The 20135-nt window shown below is 60.3% G+C and carries 21 protein-coding genes; 14 read left to right on the forward strand and 7 right to left on the reverse strand.

Annotated elements, in window-relative coordinates; translation table 11 throughout:
* Positions 1-772: ACP S-malonyltransferase (fabD, locus tag DOU54_RS13860; RefSeq protein WP_286079910.1), on the reverse strand; the 772-nt coding region annotated here is incomplete at its 3' end.
* A gap of 224 nt (positions 773-996) precedes the next feature.
* On the opposite strand from fabD, the gene DOU54_RS13865 reads away from it, so the two are divergent.
* From DOU54_RS13865 to rplI, 5 genes are all read left to right on the forward strand, one after another.
* Complete coding sequence (locus tag DOU54_RS13865; protein WP_072494254.1) at positions 997-2040, forward strand: aldo/keto reductase; 1044 nt, start codon at positions 997-999, stop codon at positions 2038-2040.
* Positions 2041-2328: 288 nt separating this feature from the next.
* Positions 2329-2760 (forward strand): 30S ribosomal protein S6, encoded by a 432-nt coding sequence (gene rpsF / locus DOU54_RS13875; protein WP_004441041.1) that lies wholly within the window; start codon positions 2329-2331, stop codon positions 2758-2760.
* A gap of 13 nt (positions 2761-2773) precedes the next feature.
* Positions 2774-3022 (forward strand): 30S ribosomal protein S18, encoded by a 249-nt coding sequence (gene rpsR, locus DOU54_RS13880; RefSeq protein ID WP_003502063.1) that lies wholly within the window; start codon positions 2774-2776, stop codon positions 3020-3022.
* Between the two features lie 145 nt (positions 3023-3167).
* A complete protein-coding gene (locus tag DOU54_RS13885) occupies positions 3168-4142 on the forward strand; it encodes a hypothetical protein (RefSeq protein ID WP_004441038.1) in 975 nt (324 codons plus the stop codon).
* 14 nt (positions 4143-4156) lie between these two features.
* Entirely contained in the window at positions 4157-4732 is a 576-nt protein-coding gene (rplI, locus tag DOU54_RS13890; protein WP_004441037.1) for a 50S ribosomal protein L9, read from the forward strand.
* 110 nt (positions 4733-4842) lie between these two features.
* Here the strand turns inward: rplI and DOU54_RS13895 are convergent, their stop codons facing one another.
* From DOU54_RS13895 to DOU54_RS13905, 3 genes are read right to left on the reverse strand one after another with little or no spacing between them, the layout of a single operon-like run.
* On the reverse strand, positions 4843-5910 hold the full coding sequence (locus DOU54_RS13895; RefSeq protein WP_034496251.1) for an HlyD family secretion protein: 1068 nt from the start codon (positions 5908-5910) through the stop codon (positions 4843-4845).
* A gap of 19 nt (positions 5911-5929) precedes the next feature.
* Positions 5930-7672: an MFS transporter gene (locus tag DOU54_RS13900; RefSeq protein ID WP_022555929.1), complete on the reverse strand. Its 1743-nt coding sequence runs from the start codon at positions 7670-7672 to the stop codon at positions 5930-5932.
* Positions 7669-8124, reverse strand: a complete 456-nt coding sequence (locus DOU54_RS13905) for a MarR family winged helix-turn-helix transcriptional regulator (RefSeq protein ID WP_113731447.1) — start codon at positions 8122-8124, stop codon at positions 7669-7671. The genes DOU54_RS13900 and DOU54_RS13905 overlap by 4 nt, the downstream gene beginning before the upstream one ends.
* 309 nt (positions 8125-8433) lie before the next feature.
* Between DOU54_RS13905 and DOU54_RS13910 the strand changes: the two genes are divergently transcribed.
* Positions 8434-9930 carry a replicative DNA helicase gene (locus DOU54_RS13910; RefSeq protein ID WP_004441029.1) on the forward strand — a complete coding sequence of 499 codons (1497 nt, stop codon included), beginning with the start codon at positions 8434-8436 and terminating at the stop codon, positions 9928-9930.
* A 99-nt stretch (positions 9931-10029) separates the two neighbouring features.
* On the opposite strand, the gene DOU54_RS13915 is transcribed toward DOU54_RS13910, so the two are convergent.
* The 3 genes from DOU54_RS13915 to DOU54_RS13925 form a co-directional block, all read right to left on the reverse strand.
* Positions 10030-10332 (reverse strand): AzlD family protein, encoded by a 303-nt coding sequence (locus DOU54_RS13915; protein ID WP_060942535.1) that lies wholly within the window; start codon positions 10330-10332, stop codon positions 10030-10032.
* Entirely contained in the window at positions 10329-11033 is a 705-nt protein-coding gene (locus tag DOU54_RS13920; RefSeq protein WP_035207656.1) for an AzlC family ABC transporter permease, read from the reverse strand. Before DOU54_RS13920 ends, DOU54_RS13915 begins: the two co-directional genes overlap by 4 nt.
* Before the next feature lie 90 nt (positions 11034-11123).
* Positions 11124-11981, reverse strand: coding sequence for an AraC family transcriptional regulator (locus DOU54_RS13925; protein WP_162699464.1), 858 nt, complete (start codon positions 11979-11981; stop codon positions 11124-11126).
* A gap of 86 nt (positions 11982-12067) precedes the next feature.
* Between DOU54_RS13925 and alr the strand changes: the two genes are divergently transcribed.
* The 8 genes from alr (at position 12068) to cysS (ending at position 20105) form a co-directional block, all read left to right on the forward strand.
* Positions 12068-13243, forward strand: coding sequence for an alanine racemase (gene alr, locus DOU54_RS13930; RefSeq protein WP_113382485.1), 1176 nt, complete (start codon positions 12068-12070; stop codon positions 13241-13243).
* Between the two features lie 65 nt (positions 13244-13308).
* Positions 13309-13578 carry a type II toxin-antitoxin system ParD family antitoxin gene (locus DOU54_RS13935; RefSeq protein ID WP_006700150.1) on the forward strand — a complete coding sequence of 90 codons (270 nt, stop codon included), beginning with the start codon at positions 13309-13311 and terminating at the stop codon, positions 13576-13578.
* 13 nt (positions 13579-13591) lie between these two features.
* Entirely contained in the window at positions 13592-13885 is a 294-nt protein-coding gene (locus DOU54_RS13940) for a type II toxin-antitoxin system RelE/ParE family toxin (protein ID WP_045534190.1), read from the forward strand.
* Positions 13886-13890: 5 nt separating this feature from the next.
* On the forward strand, positions 13891-15297 hold the full coding sequence (gene radA / locus DOU54_RS13945; RefSeq protein WP_004441018.1) for a DNA repair protein RadA: 1407 nt from the start codon (positions 13891-13893) through the stop codon (positions 15295-15297).
* Between the two features lie 89 nt (positions 15298-15386).
* A complete protein-coding gene (locus tag DOU54_RS13950) occupies positions 15387-15974 on the forward strand; it encodes a CvpA family protein (protein ID WP_113382484.1) in 588 nt (195 codons plus the stop codon).
* A 138-nt stretch (positions 15975-16112) separates the two neighbouring features.
* Positions 16113-17621: an amidophosphoribosyltransferase gene (purF, locus tag DOU54_RS13955; RefSeq protein ID WP_113731448.1), complete on the forward strand. Its 1509-nt coding sequence runs from the start codon at positions 16113-16115 to the stop codon at positions 17619-17621.
* Between the two features lie 145 nt (positions 17622-17766).
* Complete coding sequence (locus DOU54_RS13960) at positions 17767-18507, forward strand: SDR family NAD(P)-dependent oxidoreductase (protein ID WP_006700145.1); 741 nt, start codon at positions 17767-17769, stop codon at positions 18505-18507.
* A 212-nt stretch (positions 18508-18719) separates the two neighbouring features.
* Entirely contained in the window at positions 18720-20105 is a 1386-nt protein-coding gene (cysS, locus tag DOU54_RS13965; RefSeq protein WP_113382483.1) for a cysteine--tRNA ligase, read from the forward strand.
* Positions 20106-20135 lie beyond the last annotated feature (30 nt).

The following is a 20135-nucleotide window of genomic DNA, read 5'->3' on the forward strand; positions in this document are numbered from 1 at the left end:
GCACCTGGCCCGTCACCTGCTCGACCAGCAGGCCGGCGATCTCATTGGCGTCGGAAACGGGGGCGGCACGCACATTGGCGATGACAGGAACGACCGGATTGTGCTTTTCGACTTTGGCCAGCGCCTCGCGCATGGCTTCCGCCGCCGGCGCCATCAGCGCGGAGTGGAAGGGAGCGGAGACCGGCAGCATGATGGCGCGCTTGGCGCCCTTTTCGGAAGCGATTGCCGCTGCCTTTTCGACAGCCGCCTTGCTGCCTGATATAACCAGCTGGCCACCGCCATTGTCGTTGGCGATCTGGCACACGCCGAGAATGCCGGCCTCATCGCAAATGGCGGAAACGGCATCGTGCTCAAGCCCGATGATTGCGGCCATCGCGCCCTCACCCACCGGCACGGCGGCCTGCATGGCATTGCCGCGGATGCGCAGAAGACGGGCGGTATCGGCAACCGAGAAAGTACCGGCGGCACAGAGCGCCGAATATTCGCCGAGGGAGTGGCCCGCGACATACGAAACCGTATCGGACAGTTTTAATCCGCGCGCCTCAAGAACGCGCATGACCGCCATCGAGACGGCCATGAGGGCCGGCTGGGCATTGGCCGTCAGCGTCAGCGTCTCTTCAGGGCCGTTCCACATGATGTCGGAAAGCTTCTGGTCGAGCGCTTCGTCGACTTCCTGAAACACGGCGCGTGCTTCCGGATAGGTATCCGCCAGCTCCTTGCCCATGCCAACAGCCTGGCTTCCCTGACCGGGAAATGTGAATGCAATACCCATGGGATGTCGTCCTTCTTGTCTGGCCTTGCCTTTATTCTTATCGACTTCCATTCACATTCCCACCAGCGAAGTCAAGGCTTGAGGCCGCCTGCCGGCCCGGTGTGAGGGGTTTTATCGTGCTGTTTTCCCCTTTCTTTTCATCATATTTTTTCTTGCACTGCGGCAATTCCCCATTACTTTCACACCACCTTCCAAACTATCTGGCCAAGCACCGGGACATTTCCATGAAACAGAGACTATTGGGCCGCACGGATATTTCCGTGTCTGAAATCTGCCTCGGCACCATGACATGGGGCACACAGAATACCGAAGCCGAAGCGCATGCGCAGATGGATTACGCCGTCGAAAACGGCGTGAATTTCTTCGATACGGCAGAGCTTTACCCCACCACGCCCGTTTCCGCGGAGACCCAGGGCCGGACGGAAGATTATATCGGCTCGTGGTTTGAAAAGACCGGAAAGCGCGATCAGGTCGTGCTCGCGACCAAGGTTGCCGGCTCAGGACGCGATTACATTCGTGGCGGTCGCGATATCGACGCAGCCGCGATCCGTGAGGCTGTCGATACCAGCCTCCAGCGCCTGAAGACCGACTATATAGACCTCTACCAAATCCACTGGCCGAATCGCGGAACCTATCATTTCCGTGGAGCATGGAGCTTTGACGCTTCCGGTCAGGACACGGCGCGCACGCTTGCCGAAATCACCGAAAAGCTGGAAACGCTCGGCGAACTGGTAAAGGCCGGAAAAATCCGCGCCATTGGCCTTTCCAACGAAAGCGCCTGGGGCACGCAGAAATATATCGACATCGCCGAAGCCAAGGGCCTGCCGCGCGTCGCCACGATCCAGAACGAATATAACCTGCTCTATCGCAGCTTCGATCTGGACATGGCGGAAGTCGCCCACCATGAAGATGTCGGCCTGCTCGCCTATTCACCGCTGGCAGCAGGGCTGCTGACCGGCAAATACCAGAACGGCGCTCGTCCCGCCGGTTCACGCGGAACCATCAACAAGGATCTCGGTGGCCGCCTGCAGCCGCTTCAGGAAGCACCGGTAAAGGCCTATCTGGAGCTTGCCGCCGCGCATGGTATCGACCCCGCAAAGCTCGCCATTGCCTTCTGCCTGACGCGCCCCTTCATGGCCTCCGTCATCATCGGCGCCACCACGATGGAGCAGCTGAAGGTTGATATTGCGGCAGCGGATGTCACTCTTTCCGAGGACGTGCTGAAGGGCATCGCAGCCATTCACCGGCAATATCCAATGCCGATCTGATGATCGAACGGCGCGCTTTTTCGCCTCTGCCCTTGCATTCCGGGCAAAAATCCGTATAAGCGCGCTGTTCACAACACCCGGTCCAATTGGCTGGTGGCTGAACGGAGGGCTGGTTCCGGTCACGGAACAGCAGGAACCATAAGGTTTTTCCGGCCTCCCGTGTCTCCGCTCTCGACCGTCTCGAACAACGCTTTTCTTGCTTTAAGGCTCACGCCTTTTCAGGAGCAGTCGTTGAGGCTTAGCGCCGTTGCCGGGTGAAGGACGAAACGCAAGAAAGGCAAAGCTTAAATGGCTCTTTACGAACACATCTTCCTTGCCCGGCAGGATATTTCTGCCCAGCAGGTCGACGCACTTGTCGAGCAGTACAAGGGCGTTATCGAATCGTTCGGCGGCAAAGTCGGACGCATCGAGAACTGGGGTCTGAAGTCCCTCACCTACCGCATCAAGAAGAACCGCAAGGCTCACTACGCTCTCATGGACATCGACGCTCCGGCGGCCGCCATCCATGAAGTCGAGCGCCAGATGCGCATCAACGAAGACGTTCTTCGCTACATGACCATCGCCGTCGAAGCCCACGAAGAAGGCCCGTCCGCGATGATGCAGAAGCGCGACCGTGACGACCGTCCGCGCCGCGATGGCGACCGTCCGGACCGTGGCCCGCGTGAAGATCGTGGTCCCCGCGAAGACCGTCCGCGCCGTCCGCGCGAAGACCGTGCATAAGGAGAATTGACCAATGGCTGACGCATCCTCTTCCCAGGCACGCCGCCCGTTCCACCGCCGTCGCAAGACGTGCCCCTTCTCCGGCGCCAACGCTCCGAAGATCGACTACAAGGACGTACGTCTCCTGCAGCGCTACATTTCCGAGCGTGGCAAGATCGTTCCTTCCCGCATCACGGCCGTTTCCCAGAAGAAGCAGCGCGAACTCGCCCAGGCGATCAAGCGCGCCCGTTTCCTCGGCCTGCTGCCCTACGTTGTAGCGTAATGAATTGAAGCGGGGCTGCGTTTAACGCGGCCTCGCTTTTCCAGATCCTTCCGCGTTGGGCGCGGATCGATACTCTAAATCCCATGTTGGGGATGAGGCTCTCACGAGCGATCCTCTAACTGCTTAGTTTCAGCAGGACAGCGAAGTGCAAAAGTTGAACCAGACAGTGCTGATCTCCGGCGTTCTCGCCGGCATATGCGCCGCGTTTTTAACGCTTGGCGCAACGGCACAGTCGTCCTTTTCCTTCCTGCTCTATGCCGGTTCCGCCATGCCGATCCTGATCGCAGGCATGGGCTGGGGTAATCGCGCCGCCATCGTCGCCATCATCACCACCGCCATCATCGGTGCGCTGGTCATGTCGCCGCTGTTTGCGCTGACCATCGCGATCTTCACGCTGATCCCGGCGGGCTGGCTTTCGCATCTCGCCAATCTGGCGCGCCCGGCTTCCGAAATCGGCGGCCCGGATGATCTGCTTGCCTGGTATCCGCTCTCCGGTATCGTGCTGCACCTGTGCATTCTGGTTTCGGTCGCCGTCGTCATTCTTGGCTGGATGATCGGTTACGGCCCTGATCTGGTCGCGCGCATGGTCGATATCATGATGACCTCGGTGCAGAACCGCGAACCGCTGTTCGAACCCAATGCAGAGGCGCTGGCGCAAACGAAATCGCTGCTGGTGCTGATGCTGCCGATCGTTCAGGGCGGCCTCTGGGTCATCCTTCTGTTTGCGGCCTATTATTTCGCGACCCGGCTGGTCGGCTCTTTCGGCAAGGGCCTGCGCCCGCGTGAGGACATTCCCTCGGCACTGCGCATGCATCGCAACGCGATCTTCATTTTCCTGGCCGGCATTCTCGCCATGTTCCTTGGCGGCGTGGCGGCCATGATCGGCGCGGTCATCTGCGGCACCTTTGGCGCGGGCTTCCTGATGGCGGGTTATGCCTCGCTGCACAAGCGCGCCCGCGGCAAGGACTGGCGCCTGCCGGTCCTCATTCTCGCATATCTCTCGGCGGTCTTTGTCTTTCCGCTGTTCATCATTCTCGTGTTCGGCCTCAGCGACGTGCGCAGCACGATCTCCCTGACGCCGGCGCGGAAAACCGACACTACGAACGAAACCAAACCATAGAAAGGATCAAGAAGATGGACGTTATTCTTCTCGAACGCATCAACAAGCTCGGCCAGATGGGCGAAACCGTCAAGGTTCGCGACGGCTATGCCCGTAACTTCCTGCTGCCGCAGGGAAAGGCGCTGCGCGCCAACGCCGCCAACAAGACCCGTTTCGAAACCGAGCGTGCAACGCTCGAAGCTCGTAACCTCGAGCGCAAGTCGGAAGCCCAGAAGGTTGCCGAAGCACTCGAAGGCAAGTCCTTCATCGTTGTCCGTTCGGCTGGCGAAACCGGTCAGCTGTACGGTTCTGTTGCTGCCCGCGACGTCGTTGAAATCCTGGCTGCCGAAGGCTTCAACATCGGCCGCAACCAGGTTGAGCTGAACACGCCGATCAAGACCATCGGCCTGCACAACGTTACCCTGCACCTGCATGCCGAAGTCGAGCTGCAGGTCGAGCTGAACGTTGCCCGTTCGGCTGAAGAAGCAGAGCGTCAGGCCAAGGGCGAAAGCCTCACCTCCGCTGACGCCATCTACGGCGTTGACGAAGACGCGCTGCGTCCGGAAGACTTCTTCGATCCGGAAGCTGACCGCGACGGCGACGACGAGTAAGATCTGGCCTAACGGTCAAAGGAAAACCCCGGATGGCGACATCCGGGGTTTTTTGTTTGCGTGGTCTGAGTTTGCGGAGGGATACCCCCCTCCGCAAACTCAACGCCAGACTACCTCGCCGCCGTCTCCGCCCCATCGGGCGCCTTGCTCTTGTCCACATGCACCACCACAGACATGCCCGGCGAAAGTTCTGCCGCCAGCGGCTGATCCGCGTCGATGGTGATGCGCACACCGAGACGCTGGGCGATTTTCACGAAATTGCCGGTCGCATTGTCGGGCTTGATGACGGCGAATTCCGAACCCGTGGCGGGCGAAAAACGCTCCACATGGCCGGTCAGCTTCCGGCGATGCAGCGCGTCCACCGAGATCGTCACCGGTTGGCCGACCTGCATGCCCGCAAGCTGAGTTTCCTTGAAATTGGCGATAACCCAGACATCATGCGGCACAACGGCCATCAGCTGCGTGCCGGCGGTGACATATTGGCCAGTGCGCACGCCGATTTCGCCGAGCCTGCCATCCACGGGCGCACGGATTTCGGTATTGGCGAGGTCGATCCGGGCAAGCTCGACGGCCGCTTCGGCATTTGCGACCGCAGCCTGCAGCGAACTGCGGTTAACGATGATGGTCTGCAGATCCTGCCGTGAAACCTCAAGGGCGGCTTTCGCCTGCGAGAGCGATGCCCGCGCCTTTTCCAGTGCGGCATGGGCTTCTTCCTGAAGGCTGGAAGTTCCCACGCCGCTTTTTATGAGATTATCCTGCCGGTCGGATGCCAGCTGGGCCTGTTTCAGCGAGGCTTCGGCGCTGTCGACCGCGGCCTGGCTGGAAAGAATATGGGCATTGGCTGCATTTTCCTGCTGGCGGGAATTATCGAGAGCCGCCTTTTGCGTATCGAGCGTTGCTTCCGCCTGCGCCTGTTTCTGGCGATAGATGCGGTCATCAATCTTCGCCAGCAAAGCACCCTGCTTCACCTCCTGATAATCCTTCACCGGCACATCCACGACATATCCGCTGACCTGCGGGCTCATGGTCGTGACGTAACCGCGCACGAAGGCGTTGTCGGTCATTTCCACGGTGGAGAGAAAGGGCGGCAGCCGCCAGGCGTAAAGCACGAGCGCAACACCGGCGAAACCGCCGAGCAGCACGAGAATGGAAACGGGAGTAAAAAACTTCTTCAACATTTTGGCACTCTTGGAAGGTTCAAGACTGGGGGGCCGGTGCGGCATCGATATCCTCCCGGAAAAGGAAGGGGCGGATGCGCAACCATGCGAGGTGGATCAAAAGCGCGGCCAGCGCCAGCGCGGAAACGACGGATATGAGCAGGAACGTGTCATTATAGGCAAGCACATAGGCTTCCCGGCTGACCTGCTGGCCAAGCAGCGACAACCCCTCCGCCTTCAGCAATGCCGGATCGGTGATGACATGGCTGTAAGCACCGGAAAGCTGGGAGACACGCTGGGCAACGAGAGGGTTGGTGAGCAGGATGTTCTCCACCAGCACATTGGAGTGGAATTTCTCCCGCAGAGTTACGAAACTGCCGAGCAGGCCCGTCATCAGCATGGAACCGGTGATCTGCGTAAACAGGAAGATGGTGATGAAGTTCACCAGATAAGGCGCACCCCGGGCCAGTGCTGCGCCGAAACCCTTCGCCATGACAGGCGGCAGGAACATGGCCGCACCGAAGGCGATCATCATCTGGCTGAGATACATCTGTTCGGGGCGGGTGAGGTTCGTCGACTGGCTGTCCATAAAGGAACCAGCCGCGATCAGTGTCAGCGCAATGACATGGGCGGTTTCGACATATTTCGTCAACATCAGCCATGCGCAGGCCGCCCCGCCAAGAATGGTGGCAAGCAGCACGAGGGCATAAAGCATGGTGGTCTGGTCGTTGAGCAAGCCAAGCTGCTGATAGAAGCTGACCGCGGTGGAGGATTGTTCCGACGAGACCGCCCGGTAGACAAGCAGGACGGCAATGGCGTGCAGGTTGGTTTTGGAGAAAATCCAGCGCAGGTCGAGCAACGGGTTCTTACGCGGCAATTCGATGAAAGCCATCAGTGTCAGAAGCGCGATGGATGTCGCCAGCAGCGCGCCAAGCCACCAGGTTTCGAACCACCAGTAGAACCGGCCGAGCGTCAGCATGACTGCAAGGCAACCGAGACCGCCCGCAAACAGGAGATAGCTGAGGATATCCATACGCTCGATCACCTTCGCACGCGGCGGCGGTGTGACCTTGAGGACGTAAATCATGGCGAAGGAAATCAGCGCAAAACCGACCTCCATCGAATAAAGGGCATTCCAGCCATCGATCGCCAGCAGCGAGGGTGACACCATGCGCGCAAGCGGCGCCGACAACAGCGTACCTGTCAGTGCAATGCTGAATCCCAGCGAGAATTTTCGCGCGGGCGGAAAGGCCTCAAGAATATAGAGAAAGCCGAGCGAGGAAATCGGCGCGGCGGCCATGCCGCTGACGAAGCGGATGACGATGGCCGAATGCAGGTCCGTCACGAAGAGGTTGAGGCAGGAAGCAACCACGAAGGCGATGATCGAAAGTTCGGCGAAGGGCCGCAGGCCATATTGCGCGCGCACCTTGAATAAGGCGATGGAAAAGGTGGCATAGGGCGCCATATAGGCAGCGGATAACCAGGCGACCTCGGCCACCGTCGCCGAAAACTCGCCCTGCAGCTGGTAGATATTGGCCATGACGAGGTTCATGCCAAGGCCCTGCGTAATGAAAAACGACAGGCCTGCAAAAATAAAACACAGCCGCAGCCACAATGGCCGCTCCACCGGCTGAGGTGCAGCTGCGGCAGACGGAGCCTGCGTGCCGCTGCCGGCGCCGGCGTCCGGTGATTGAGCCGGGCCCGTCGTTTCTATGGGGCCATTGGCGGGCCTGTCCTTTTCGGCGGCGTCCGACGCTGCCGTTAGCGGTAAAGAGGTGCTCACGAGTGCGCCCTCCCCGCTGCAAGATTTTGCAGATTGGCCGAAAGCCGCCGCATGACATCCAGCGCCATTGCCAGCTCCTGCGAGGAGATATCGGCGGCGATTTCCGAACGCAGCGACTTTGCCATTTCCTGCACCGTCTGCGAGGTTTCTTCGCCCTCCGCCGTCATGTGAATACGTTTGGCACGCCGGTCGTTCTCATCGGATCGGCGTTCGATGAGGTTCTGCTTCTCCATGCCATCAAGCACCCGCACCAGTGTCGGTGTCTCAATTTCCATTTCCTCCGCGAGCTCCGTCTGCGTCAACGGTCCGCGCCGCGAGAGCGCGAAAAGTGCACGCGCACGCGCCAGCGTCAGCCCGCTTTCCCCTACCCGCGCATCGAAAAACGCGCGCAGTTTGCGGGTGAAAGCGGAAACTTCATCGAGAAGCTGTTCCTTGTCGGTCTCGCGGGACATGTCAGCAAGCCTTATAATTAGTACACTACTTATTTTCTGCCTATTTATTCGTAAGGCTGACGATTTTCAAGTTTCTTTCGTGCCGGGTCTGCCATGCGGTAAACTCATGGCGGCGAATCACGTTGCCGGGAAATTTCCCGCTTTGTCCCCATCCCGCCTGTGGATTGCTGGGGACAACTGAAGATGTGATCCGACTTCGCTCAGCGGACGTCGGCCTGCCATGGAGTGTTGCAACAATATCATTGACTGCAATGGCACAGAAAGCCAAACCCGAGGTGTAAGAACAGGCAAAGGGAGATCGCGCAAACCATGAACGACGCTGTGAGAAAGATCACCCCCGCGCAACCGGCGGAACCGCATTACCGCGAAGCGCCGAACAATATCGAGGCCGAACAGGCGCTGCTCGGCGCCATCCTCGTCAATAACGACGCCTATTACCGCGTATCGGACTTCTTGAAGCCCGTGCACCTCTACGAACCGCTGCACCGCAAGATTTTCGAGGTGGCAGGCGATATCATCCGCATGGGCAAGACCGCCAATCCGGTGACGATCAAGACCTTCCTGCCGGCCGACGACAAGATCGGCGACCTGACGGTGGCGCAGTATCTCGCGCGCCTGGCGGCAGAAGCCGTGTCGATCATCAACGCGGAAGATTACGGCCGGGCGATCTATGATCTGGCGCTGCGCCGCGCGCTGATCCAGATCGGCGAGGATGTCGTCAACATCGCCTATGACGCGCCCTTGGACATGCCGCCGCAGGCACAGATCGAAGACACCGAACGGCGCCTGTTCGAACTGGCGGAAACCGGCCGTTACGACGGCGGCTTCCAGTCGTTCAACGACGCGGTGGCGCTGGCGATCGACATGGCGGGCGCAGCCTTCGAGCGCGACGGTAACCTCTCCGGCATCTCCACCGGCATCCACTCGCTTGACGCCCGCATGGGTGGCTTGCAGCGTTCCGACCTTATCGTGCTTGCCGGTCGTCCGGGTATGGGCAAGACCTCGCTTGCGACCAACATCGCCTACAATATCGCCGCCTCCTATGAGCAGGAAGTGCAGCCGGACGGCTCGTTCAAGGCGAAAAATGGCGGCGTTGTCGGTTTCTACTCGCTCGAAATGTCCTCCGAACAGCTGGCAACGCGTATCATTTCAGAGCAGACCGAAGTTTCCTCGTCGAAAATCCGTCGCGGTGACATCACCGAGGCGGATTTCGAAAAACTCGTCGCCTGCTCACAGATGATGCAGAAGGTGCCGCTTTACATCGACCAGACCGGTGGTATCTCGATTGCCCAGCTTTCCGCGCGCGCCCGCCGCCTGAAGCGCCAGCGCGGTCTCGATGTTCTGGTGGTCGACTACGTTCAGCTGATGACCGGCTCCGGCAAGAGCGGCGAAAACCGCGTGCAGGAAATCACCCAGATCACCACGGGCCTGAAGGCGTTGGGCAAGGAACTCAATGTTCCGATCATCGCGCTGTCACAGCTCTCCCGTGCGGTGGAAAGCCGCGAAGACAAGCGCCCGCAGCTTTCCGACCTGCGTGAATCAGGTTCCATCGAGCAGGACGCCGACGTGGTGCTGTTCGTGTTCCGCGAGGAATATTACGTCAAGAACATGGAGCCGCGCGATCCTGCCGATCCGAAATATGCAGAGTGGGAAGCGCTGTTCGACAAGGTAAAAGGCACGGCTGACGTCATCATCGCCAAGCAGCGTCACGGACCGACCGGCACCGTGAAGCTTGCCTTCCAGTCCGAATTCACCCGCTTTACGGACTTGGCCGATCCGAGCTTCAGCCAATACGAAGAACATTGAGGCGGCTATAATGGCCGAGAGGGTATGTTTACCGTCTCGGCTGTTTCCCACGTTCCCGAAACAAGGCTCGAGTCCTTTCAAGACGTTGGTGGCTTTTTCTTACAATCCGATTCCACGCAGCAGCGCCACGCCAGCAACACCGAGCGTTGCGGCCGGCAGAAGGCTGAGGCGCAGCGCCGCAACCGCGGTGATTGCGCAGGCGATGGTTTCCGGCGGCCCGCTGGCGAGTGCCGTCGGCGTCACCACGGCCATCAGAACGGCGGGCGGCACCATGCCAAGCGCCTTTTTCAGGCGCGGTGTCAGCGTAAAATGAGTGACCAGCAACAGGCCGCCAAGGCGCGTGGCGACGGTTGCCGCCATCATGGCAAGGATTGTCAGCAGCGTATTCGGGTCGAGCGTCATGCCGGCTGCTCCGCCTGTTCATCATGGCCGAAGGCGGCGACAGCGAGGCCCGCGAGCGCACCGGCGGCGATATACCAGGCTCCGGGCACCAGCGCATGGGTGAGACAGGCGGCGGAAGCGCTTGCCAGAAGCACCAAGCCGGTTTCCCGGCCCTTCCAGAACCCCATGAGCAGCACGATAAACACCGCGGGAAAGGCGAAATCCAGCCCGATGACCGACATGTCGCCCATGACCGAACCCAGCAAAGCACCGGTGAGGGTGGCCAGGTTCCAGACGATATAGATCGACAATGCAGCGCCGGTGAAGAAACCCGCCGTCAGCCTGCCGGCGATGACACGAAACTCCGACAACGCCCAGGATTCATCCGTCAGCACCAGCATGGCCGCATATTTCCGCCAGCCCCGGAAATCGTCCAGCTTGCCAGCGATGGAAGCGCTCATCAGCACGTGGCGCAGATTGACGAGCAGCGCCGCAAAGCCGAGCGCGCTCCAGCTAGCCGGATGGGCCCATAAGTCCATCGCCACGAATTGCGAGCCGCCGGCGAAGACCAGCAGCGACATCAGCGAGGCTTCGAGCGGCGACAGGCCCTTGCCGATGGCGACCGCGCCAAACACGACGCCGATCGGCACCATGGCCACGAGCAATGGCGCGGCGGCCCGTAATCCCGCGACGAATTCCGTCCTTTTGTCCCATATCGACATCGCTTTCTCCCTTTCAGGAGAGCGATTACGCGTAAGACATCCACCGGTCTTGTACGAAAGTGACGTCACACAGGAATGCGTGTGCCGGCATCACCCCATGCGAAACTGGCCCGGGGTAATGCCGGTGCGCGCCTTGAAATGCCGGGTGAAATGCGCCTGGTCCGCAAAACCGCACATCGCCGCCACCTCGGCCGGCATCTCGCCGGCGCGCAGAAGCCGACGCGCCCTGCGGATGCGCACGTCGGTCAGATAGGCGTGCGGGGTGATGTGGAACTCTTTCCTGAAAGCACGGATAAGGTGTGCGCGGCTGAGACCGGCAATGGAAGCCAGTTCCTCAAGGCCGATATCGGTCTCGTAATTGTCGGAAAGATAGTCGCGGGCGGTGTAAACCGCCGTTTTCTCGCGCTTTTCGACCGGCAGGATAATGGCGCTGCCATGCCTGCCGAAAAGGGCGGCGAGAACCGAGAACATGCCCTCATCCGCCTCGAGGGCACCGGATTTCTCCTCCAGACGCCGGTGCGCCATCTGAAAGGCGGCCGCCATCTGCGGATCGCGCGGCAGAAACTTCGGGAATGACGGCGTACCGTGGAAGGCCCTGCCCGTCACATCCTCGATGATATCGCGCAGCAGTGCCGTGTCAGGATAGATCATCCGGTAACGGTAACCGCCGCCGCCTGGTGCACCATCGTGAATCTCGTCGGGATTGATGAGATAGAGATGCCCCGGCCCCGTCTGTTCGGTGGTGCCCTGAATGGTGGAAATCTGCGAGCCGCTTTCGATGGCGCCTATCGAAAACGTGTCATGGGCGTGAGGCGAATATTCATGGGTGAGAAACGTAGCACTCAGGCATTCCATGCCGCCAAAACGTCCGTCCCGCCAGAAACGCGTGGTTTCCGTCGTGGCGACGGGCATGAAATCGAGGGCCTGTTCCTGCGAAACATTGTGCATGAGCGAAGTTTAGAGCATTCGATCCTTACCGTCTTGAACAAAAGTGCTAGGGTCTGGTCGGTTCCAAAATCAACCGGACGCATGGCATGACAGACGACTTCGAGGATACATTCGCTGAAACCGAAACCGACGCTTTCGAACAAGCGCCACTGCGGCTGACCGTCGATCTCGGTGCGCTGGCCGATAATTGGCGGGACATGAGGAGACGCTCCGGCAAGGCGCGGACAGCGGCCGTCGTGAAGGCCGATGCCTATGGCCTCGGCATCGAGGATTGCGGCGCAGCGCTCTACCATGCCGGCGCGCGCGACTTCTTCGTGGCAACGGTTGCCGAGGGTGAGACCCTGCGTTCCTATGCACCTGAAGCACGCATCTTCGTCCTGTCAGGCATCTGGCAGGGCCAGGAACGGCAGGTCTTCGACAATGATCTGGTGCCGGTTCTCGCCTCCGAGGAGCAACTTTCCTTCTGGATGGCGACGGTGGCCGAGCGTGGCGATCACCCCTGCGCACTGCATGTGGACACCGGCTTCAACCGTCTCGGACTGCCGCTCGACGATGCGCTGTTTCTGGCCGACGACGTGACCCGGCCGGCAAGTTTTGACCCGGTTCTGGTGCTGTCCCATCTCGCCTGTGCCGACACGCCCTCCTCGCCGATGAACAGGGCGCAGCTCGAATCATTCCGGACGGTTAGCACTGCTTTCGAAGGTATCGAATCAAGCCTCTCGGCTTCCGCCGGTATCTTTCTCGGCCCGGATTATCATTTCGACCTTACCCGTCCCGGCATATCGCTCTATGGCGGAGAGGCGGTCAACGACGTTGCAAATCCCATGCGGCCGGTCGCCAAAGCCGAAGCGCGCATCATCCAGATCCGCGATGCGGGCGAAGGCCAGACCGTCAGTTATGGCGGCACCTTTCTGCTGAAACGCGCAAGCCGCCTCGCCATCGCGACTGTCGGTTACGCGGACGGATACCAGCGTTCGCTGTCCGGTTCCGGCATTCCGCTGCGCGAAATGGGCCATGGCGGCGCATACGGTGTCGTCAACGGCCACAAGGTGCCGGTTGCTGGCCGCGTCACCATGGACCTCACCATCTTCGACGTGACGGATGTTCCGGCCAATGCCATTCGAACCGGAGACTATGTCGAGCTTTTCGGTCCCAATGTGCCAGTAGACGAGACTGCACGGGCGGCAGGAACGATCGGTTATGAGATGTTGACAGGACTTGGTTTGCGATATGAGCGGCAATATCTGATGGCGGATGACTGAGACGCGCCTTTAGCGCTTGGAAAGCTCACGCGACCTGTGTTAAAAGAGAACAAAAGGAGATCGAAATGCCCGAAATCCATTTGAGCGAGCAGGACGAGAAATTCATCGAGGAGCAGGTGGCGGCTGGCGTCTATAGCGATGCGGATGCAGTGATTTCTGCTGGACTTCGCTTGCTGGGCAGCGATGAGGGAAAGAAAGCGGCACTCAAGCTGCTGCTGCAGGAAGGAATTGATGATGCTGACGCCGGCCGTGTTCACAGCTATCGGTCGCGAGATGCTTTCCTGAGCGACATCAAGAACCTGTCCGCGCAACAAAAAACGGGGACCGATCATTAATATCCGGACCGTTATCTGGACCGCGCGGGCAAGGCAGGACGTCGCTGAAGATCACGCCTATATCGCAGTGGAAAATCCGGCCGCGGCCGACCGTCTCGCGCTTGAAATTTTTGACAAGGTCGAATCGCTAGCGGCGCTCGGCCTGTCCGGCGTCTCACGAAGCAGCTATGGAGCAGGGCTTCGCAGCATTGCCTATCGGGGCCGCGTGATTTTCTTCCGCATCAACGAGAATGAGCTTACGGTCCTGCGCGTCCTCCACGGCCACCAAGACATCTCCGCAGAACATTTCAAACAAGAAGAAAACTGACATAGATGGCCAAAGCCAAGACTCAATTCGTGTGCCAGAACTGCGGCACGGTTCATACCCGATGGGCGGGAAAATGCGAAGGCTGCGGCGAGTGGAATACCATCGTCGAGGAAGACCCGATGGGCGGCATCGGATCCGGCCCGGGCAAGGCTCCCAAGAAGGGCCGGCCAGTCACACTCACCTCGCTTTCCGGTGAAATCGAAGAAGCCCCCCGCATCCCGACCGGCATCAGCGAACTTGATCGGGCGACCGGCGGCGGTTTCGTGCGCGGTTCGGCCGTTCTGATCGGTGGGGATCCCGGCATCGGCAAATCGACGCTCCTCATGCAGGCGGCCGCCGCCCTTTCGCGGCGCGGCCATCGCATCATCTATGTCTCCGGCGAAGAGGCGGTGGCGCAGGTGCGTCTGCGTGCGCAACGTCTGGGGGCTGCGGAAACCGATGTGCTTCTGGCGGCGGAAACCAATGTCGAGGATATTCTGGCGACGATTTCCGAAGGCAAGCGGCCCGATCTCGTCATCATCGATTCCATCCAGACATTGTGGAGCGATACCGCCGATTCCGCCCCCGGTACGGTGACACAGGTGCGCACCGGCGTGCAGGCGATGATCCGTTTCGCCAAGCAGACAGGCGCGACCATGGTGCTTGTCGGCCATGTCACCAAGGAAGGCCAGATCGCTGGCCCGCGCGTGGTGGAGCACATGGTCGATGCCGTCCTTTATTTCGAAGGTGACCGCGGCCACCATTACCGCATTCTTCGAACCGTCAAGAACCGCTTCGGGCCGACCGATGAAATCGGCGTGTTCGAAATGTCGGATCGCGGCCTCAGGGAAGTGTCCAATCCATCCGAACTGTTTCTGGGAGAACGCAACGAAAAATCACCGGGCGCTGCGGTTTTTGCCGGCATCGAGGGGACACGCCCCGTGCTCGTTGAAGTGCAGGCGCTGGTCGCGCCCACCTCGCTCGGTACACCGCGCCGCGCGGTGGTCGGCTGGGATTCGTCGCGACTCGCCATGATTCTCGCGGTACTGGAGGCCCATTGCGGCGTGAAGCTCGGTCAGCACGATGTCTATCTCAACGTCGCCGGAGGCTACCGGATTTCCGAGCCGGCCGCCGATATGGCTATTGCTTCTGCGCTGGTTTCCTCGCTTGCCGGTCTTGCCCTGCCCGCCGATTGCGTCTATTTCGGCGAAATCAGCCTGTCGGGCGCGGTGCGCCCGGTCTCGCATACGGGCCAGCGATTGAAAGAAGCTGAAAAACTCGGCTTTTCCGCCGCACTTCTGCCTTCTGCTTCGGCTGAATTGCCGAAAGGCGGCAAGGGGCGCTGGACGGAAATCGAAAGCCTTCCGGACCTCGTGGCCCGCATCGCCGGCTCCGGCAACCGGTTCAAACAGGTTGAGGACGACGAATATTGATCCTTTCGCCAAAGGAAACAGTGGTGTAAGAGGATCGCAAAATTGGCAAGGCAGCGCCTGACAGGGCGTCGCACCTCCGGAGTTGGTATATGCCCATTACAATTTTCGACGGCATCGTCATCGCCGTTGTTCTTTTCTCCGCCATTCTCGCGATGGTCCGCGGTTTTTCCCGCGAAGTCCTGTCGATTGCGAGCTGGGCCGGTTCGGTCGCCGCCGCCTATTATCTTTATCCGGTCCTGCTGCCCTATGCGCGCAACTATACCGATGACGACAAGATCGCCATTGCCGGTTCCGCAGGCGTCGTTTTCCTCGTCTCGCTGATCGTGATTTCCTTCATCACCTCGCGTATTGCCGATTTCATCATCGACAGCCGCATCGGCGCACTGGACCGTACGCTCGGATTCCTGTTCGGCGCGGCGCGCGGCATTCTGCTTCTAGTGGTTGCGGTCGCCTTCTGGAACTGGCTGGTGGATGTGAAGACGCAGCCGGAATGGGTGACGCAGGCGAAGTCCAAGCCCTTCCTCGACGGGCTGGTGGGCAAGCTGGAGGCGGTTTTGCCTGACGATATCGAGCCGCAGATTCGAGCTCGCATCCTTGGAAAACCGCAGGAACAGACGACCACGCAGGCGCCTGCCGAAGATGTGCCGGCAACAAATCCGCCGGCAACGAATAATTGACACAGTGTCGCGTCTTGCAATGCATGCAAGGCGCGCTATTTGTGCTAAATATCAAGCACGACACAGACGGACCGACCGGGGGAAACACTCACCGGAATGGTCTTTCTTTTTTCTCGGTAGAGAGCAAGGGCAAGCCGGATGATTGAGCCGCTTTCGCATTCCAAGTTTCCTGAGGCCACTTTCAAGGAAGAGATCGACGGCGATACGCTGCATGAAGAATGCGGCGTTTTCGGCATTCTCGGCCATGCCGACGCCTCGGCGCTGACCGCGCTCGGCCTGCATGCCCTGCAGCATCGCGGCCAGGAAGCAGCCGGCATCGTCTCCTTCGATGGCAAGCGCTTCCATCAGGAACGCCATATGGGCCTCGTCGGTGATCATTACACCGATCCGGCAACGCTTGCCCGCCTGCCCGGCTCCATCGCCATCGGCCACACCCGTTATTCCACCACGGGCGAAGTGGCGATGCGCAACGTACAGCCGCTGTTTGCCGAACTGGAAGAAGGCGGTATTTCGATTGCCCATAACGGCAACTTCACCAACGGCCTGACGCTGCGTCGCCAGATCATTGCGACAGGCGCCATCTGTCAGTCGACCTCGGATACCGAAGTCGTGCTGCACCTCATCGCCCGCTCCCGTCATTCCTCCACCGCCGACCGTTTCATCGATGCCATCAGGCAGATGGAAGGCGGTTACTCGATGCTGGCGATGACCCGCACCAAGCTGATTGCCGCGCGTGACCCGATCGGTATCCGCCCGCTGGTCATGGGCGAGCTGGACGGCAAGCCGATCTTCTGCTCGGAGACCTGTGCTCTCGATATCATCGGCGCGAAATTCGTGCGCGACGTTGAAAACGGCGAAGTCATCATCTGCGAGATCCAGCCTGACGGTTCGATCACCATCGACGCGCGCAAGCCCTCGAAACCGCAGCCCGAGCGTCTCTGCCTGTTCGAATATGTCTATTTCGCCCGTCCCGATTCCGTCGTTGGCGGCCGCAACGTCTACACGACGCGCAAGAACATGGGCATGAACCTTGCCAAGGAAGCGCCGCTCGAAGCCGATGTGGTGGTGCCCGTTCCCGATGGCGGTACGCCGGCAGCGCTCGGTTTTGCGCAGGAGACCGGCATTCCCTTCGAATACGGTATCATCCGCAACCATTATGTCGGCCGCACCTTCATCGAGCCGACTCAGCAGATCCGCGCCTTCGGCGTCAAGCTCAAGCATTCCGCCAACCGGGCGATGATCGAAGGCAAGCGCGTGGTGCTGGTGGATGATTCCATCGTGCGCGGCACGACCTCGGTCAAGATCGTGCAGATGATCCGCGAGGCCGGCGCCAAGGAAGTTCATATCCGCGTTGCCAGCCCGATGATCTTCCATCCGGACTTCTACGGCATTGACACGCCTGATGCCGACAAGCTGCTGGCGAACCAGTATGCGGATGTCGAGGCGATGGCGAAATATATCGGCGCCGATTCGCTGGCGTTCCTGTCGATAGACGGGCTTTATCGCGCGGTGGGCGGTGAAAACCGCAATCCGGCGCGGCCGCAGTTCACCGACCACTATTTCACCGGCGATTATCCGACCCGCCTCCTCGACAAAAACGGCGAGGCGATGGGCAGCAAGATTTCCATGCTGGCCAGCAACGGCTGATAATCCCGACAGAACAAGCGGCCACCGGTCTCCGGTGGCCGCTTTTTTCTTGCCTTTTATCAGCCCGCGAGCTGCGGCAATTTAATTGCTTGCAGCAGGCGGCTGCGGCTTCGTACAAGGAAGCGCAATCATTTCGGGGGAGACCATGACTATCGATCTCAAGGGCCGCATCGCTCTCGTCACCGGCGCGTCGCGCGGCATCGGCTATTTCACCGCGCTGGAACTCGCCAGGGCCGGCGCGCATGTCATCGCCTGCGCCCGCACGGTGGGCGGCCTTGAGGAACTGGACGACGCCATCAAGGCCGTCGGCGGCACCGCGACGCTGGTTCCCTTCGATCTCTCCGACATGAAAGCCATCGATGCGCTGGGCGCCAATATCTACGAGCGCTGGGGCAAGCTGGATATTCTGGTCGCCAATGCCGGTGTCCTCGGCGTCATCTCGCCGGTCGGCCATATCGAGGCAAAGGTTTTCGAAAGGGTCATGACCATCAACGTCACCGCCACCTGGCGGCTGATCCGCTCGGTCGAGCCGCTGCTTCTCAAATCTGACGCCGGTCGGGCATTGATCCTGTCCTCGGGTGCCGCTCATAGCTGTCGTCCCTTCTGGGGCGTCTACTCCACCTCCAAGGCAGCTGTGGAAGCACTTGCCCGCACCTGGGCGGCGGAGACGCAGAAGAGCGCGCTTCGCGTCAACAGCATCAATCCCGGCGCCACGCGCACGGCAATGCGCGCGCAGGCCATGCCCGGCGAAGATCCCGCCACCGTGCCGCATCCGTCAGAGGTGGCAGCAGCCATCCTGCCGCTTGCTTCGCCCGATCTCAAAGAGACCGGCAAGCTCTTCCTGGTCCGGGAAAACCGGTTCGTGGATTACCGTCCGCCGGAGTGATGCCGGGTCAGCGGGTCAGCCAACGTCACGATAGAAACGCTTGACCGCGCATGACCGCCGCGCCATAACGCAAGTCATGAAAACGACGATCTGCACCTGCTGCTGAAATAATTTTGCTGGTTCGCCACCGGCCGGCTCGTTTTCGTCTCCCGCAAGGTCTTACAGACAAACGGCCCGGTCAGGACAACTGACTGCCTCTAGGGAATTGCCGCATGTCCTTGCGCCTGAAACTTCACAACACGCTGACCCGCGAAAAGGCGGAATTTGCGCCCATCGATCCTGAAAACGTGCGCATGTATGTCTGCGGCCCGACGGTCTATGATTTCGCCCATATCGGCAACGCGCGACCCGTCATCGTGTTCGATGTTCTCTTCCGGCTGCTGCGCCATGTCTATGGCGAAAATCACGTCACCTATGCCCGCAACATCACTGACGTTGATGACAAGATCAATGCGCGGGCGCTGCGGGACTATCCGCATCTGCCGCTCAACGATGCCATCCACGCCGTGACGGAAAAGACGGCTGACCAGTTCCATGCGGACGTCGCGGCGCTGGGCTGCCTTCAGCCAAGTGTCGAACCGCGCGCGACCGACAATATCGCACAGATGATCGACATCATCGAGAAACTGATCGCACGCGGCCACGCCTATGCGGCCGGTGGCGAGGTCTTGTTCGACACTCGCTCCATGGCGGATTACGGGCAGCTTTCGAAGCGTCCGCTGAACGAGCAGCAGGCGGGCGCGCGCGTGGCGGTGGATGCCCACAAGAAGAACCCCGGCGATTTCGTGCTGTGGAAGCTTTCCTCCCACAACGAGCCCGGCTGGGAAAGCCCCTGGGGCCGCGGCCGTCCCGGCTGGCATATCGAATGCTCGGCTATGTCCGGCCGCTACCTCGGTGACGTTTTCGACATTCACGGCGGCGGGCTCGACCTCATCTTTCCACATCACGAGAACGAAATCGCCCAGTCCCGTTGCGCGCACGGCACGCATGTCATGGCGAACGTGTGGATGCATAACGGCTTTGTGCAGGTGGAAGGCCGCAAGATGTCGAAGTCCGAGGGCAACTTCGTGACGATCTATGAATTGCTGCACACGGAGAAATTCGGCGGCCGGAAATGGCCGGGCGAGGTTCTGCGTCTTGCGATGCTGATGACGCATTATAGAGAGCCGATCGATTTTTCGGTAAAGCGTCTGGAAGAGGCCGAACGCCTGCTCGCCAAATGGCCGGCGGCGGAAGCCTCCGATGCCGCGCCGGATGAAACCGTGCTCGAGGCGCTTGCCGACGATCTCAACACCGTTGCGGCCGTGCAGGCGCTGCACGCATTGGCGCACGCGGCCAATGTAGACCCTTACGAGCTGCCCGCCTTCGCGGCGAGTGCTGCCCTCTTGGGCGTGCTGCCGAAGAAAACTGAAATGGACGAGGCCATCGTTTCGGCCGTCAACGCTCTGGTGGAATTGCGTCTGGAGATGCTGAAGGCGAAGAACTTTGCAGAGGCCGATCGGTTGCGCGATGAGCTTTCGGAGAAGGGCATTCAGTTGAAGGATGGCAAGGACAAGGAGACCGGGGAGCGGACGACGACCTGGGAGTTGAGGCGGTAACGGTGAGGCTGCGGCTTTACCCCCCTCTGC

The sequence above is a fragment of the Agrobacterium sp. MS2 genome, assembly GCF_003261015.1.
Lineage (GTDB): Bacteria > Pseudomonadota > Alphaproteobacteria > Rhizobiales > Rhizobiaceae > Agrobacterium > Agrobacterium pusense.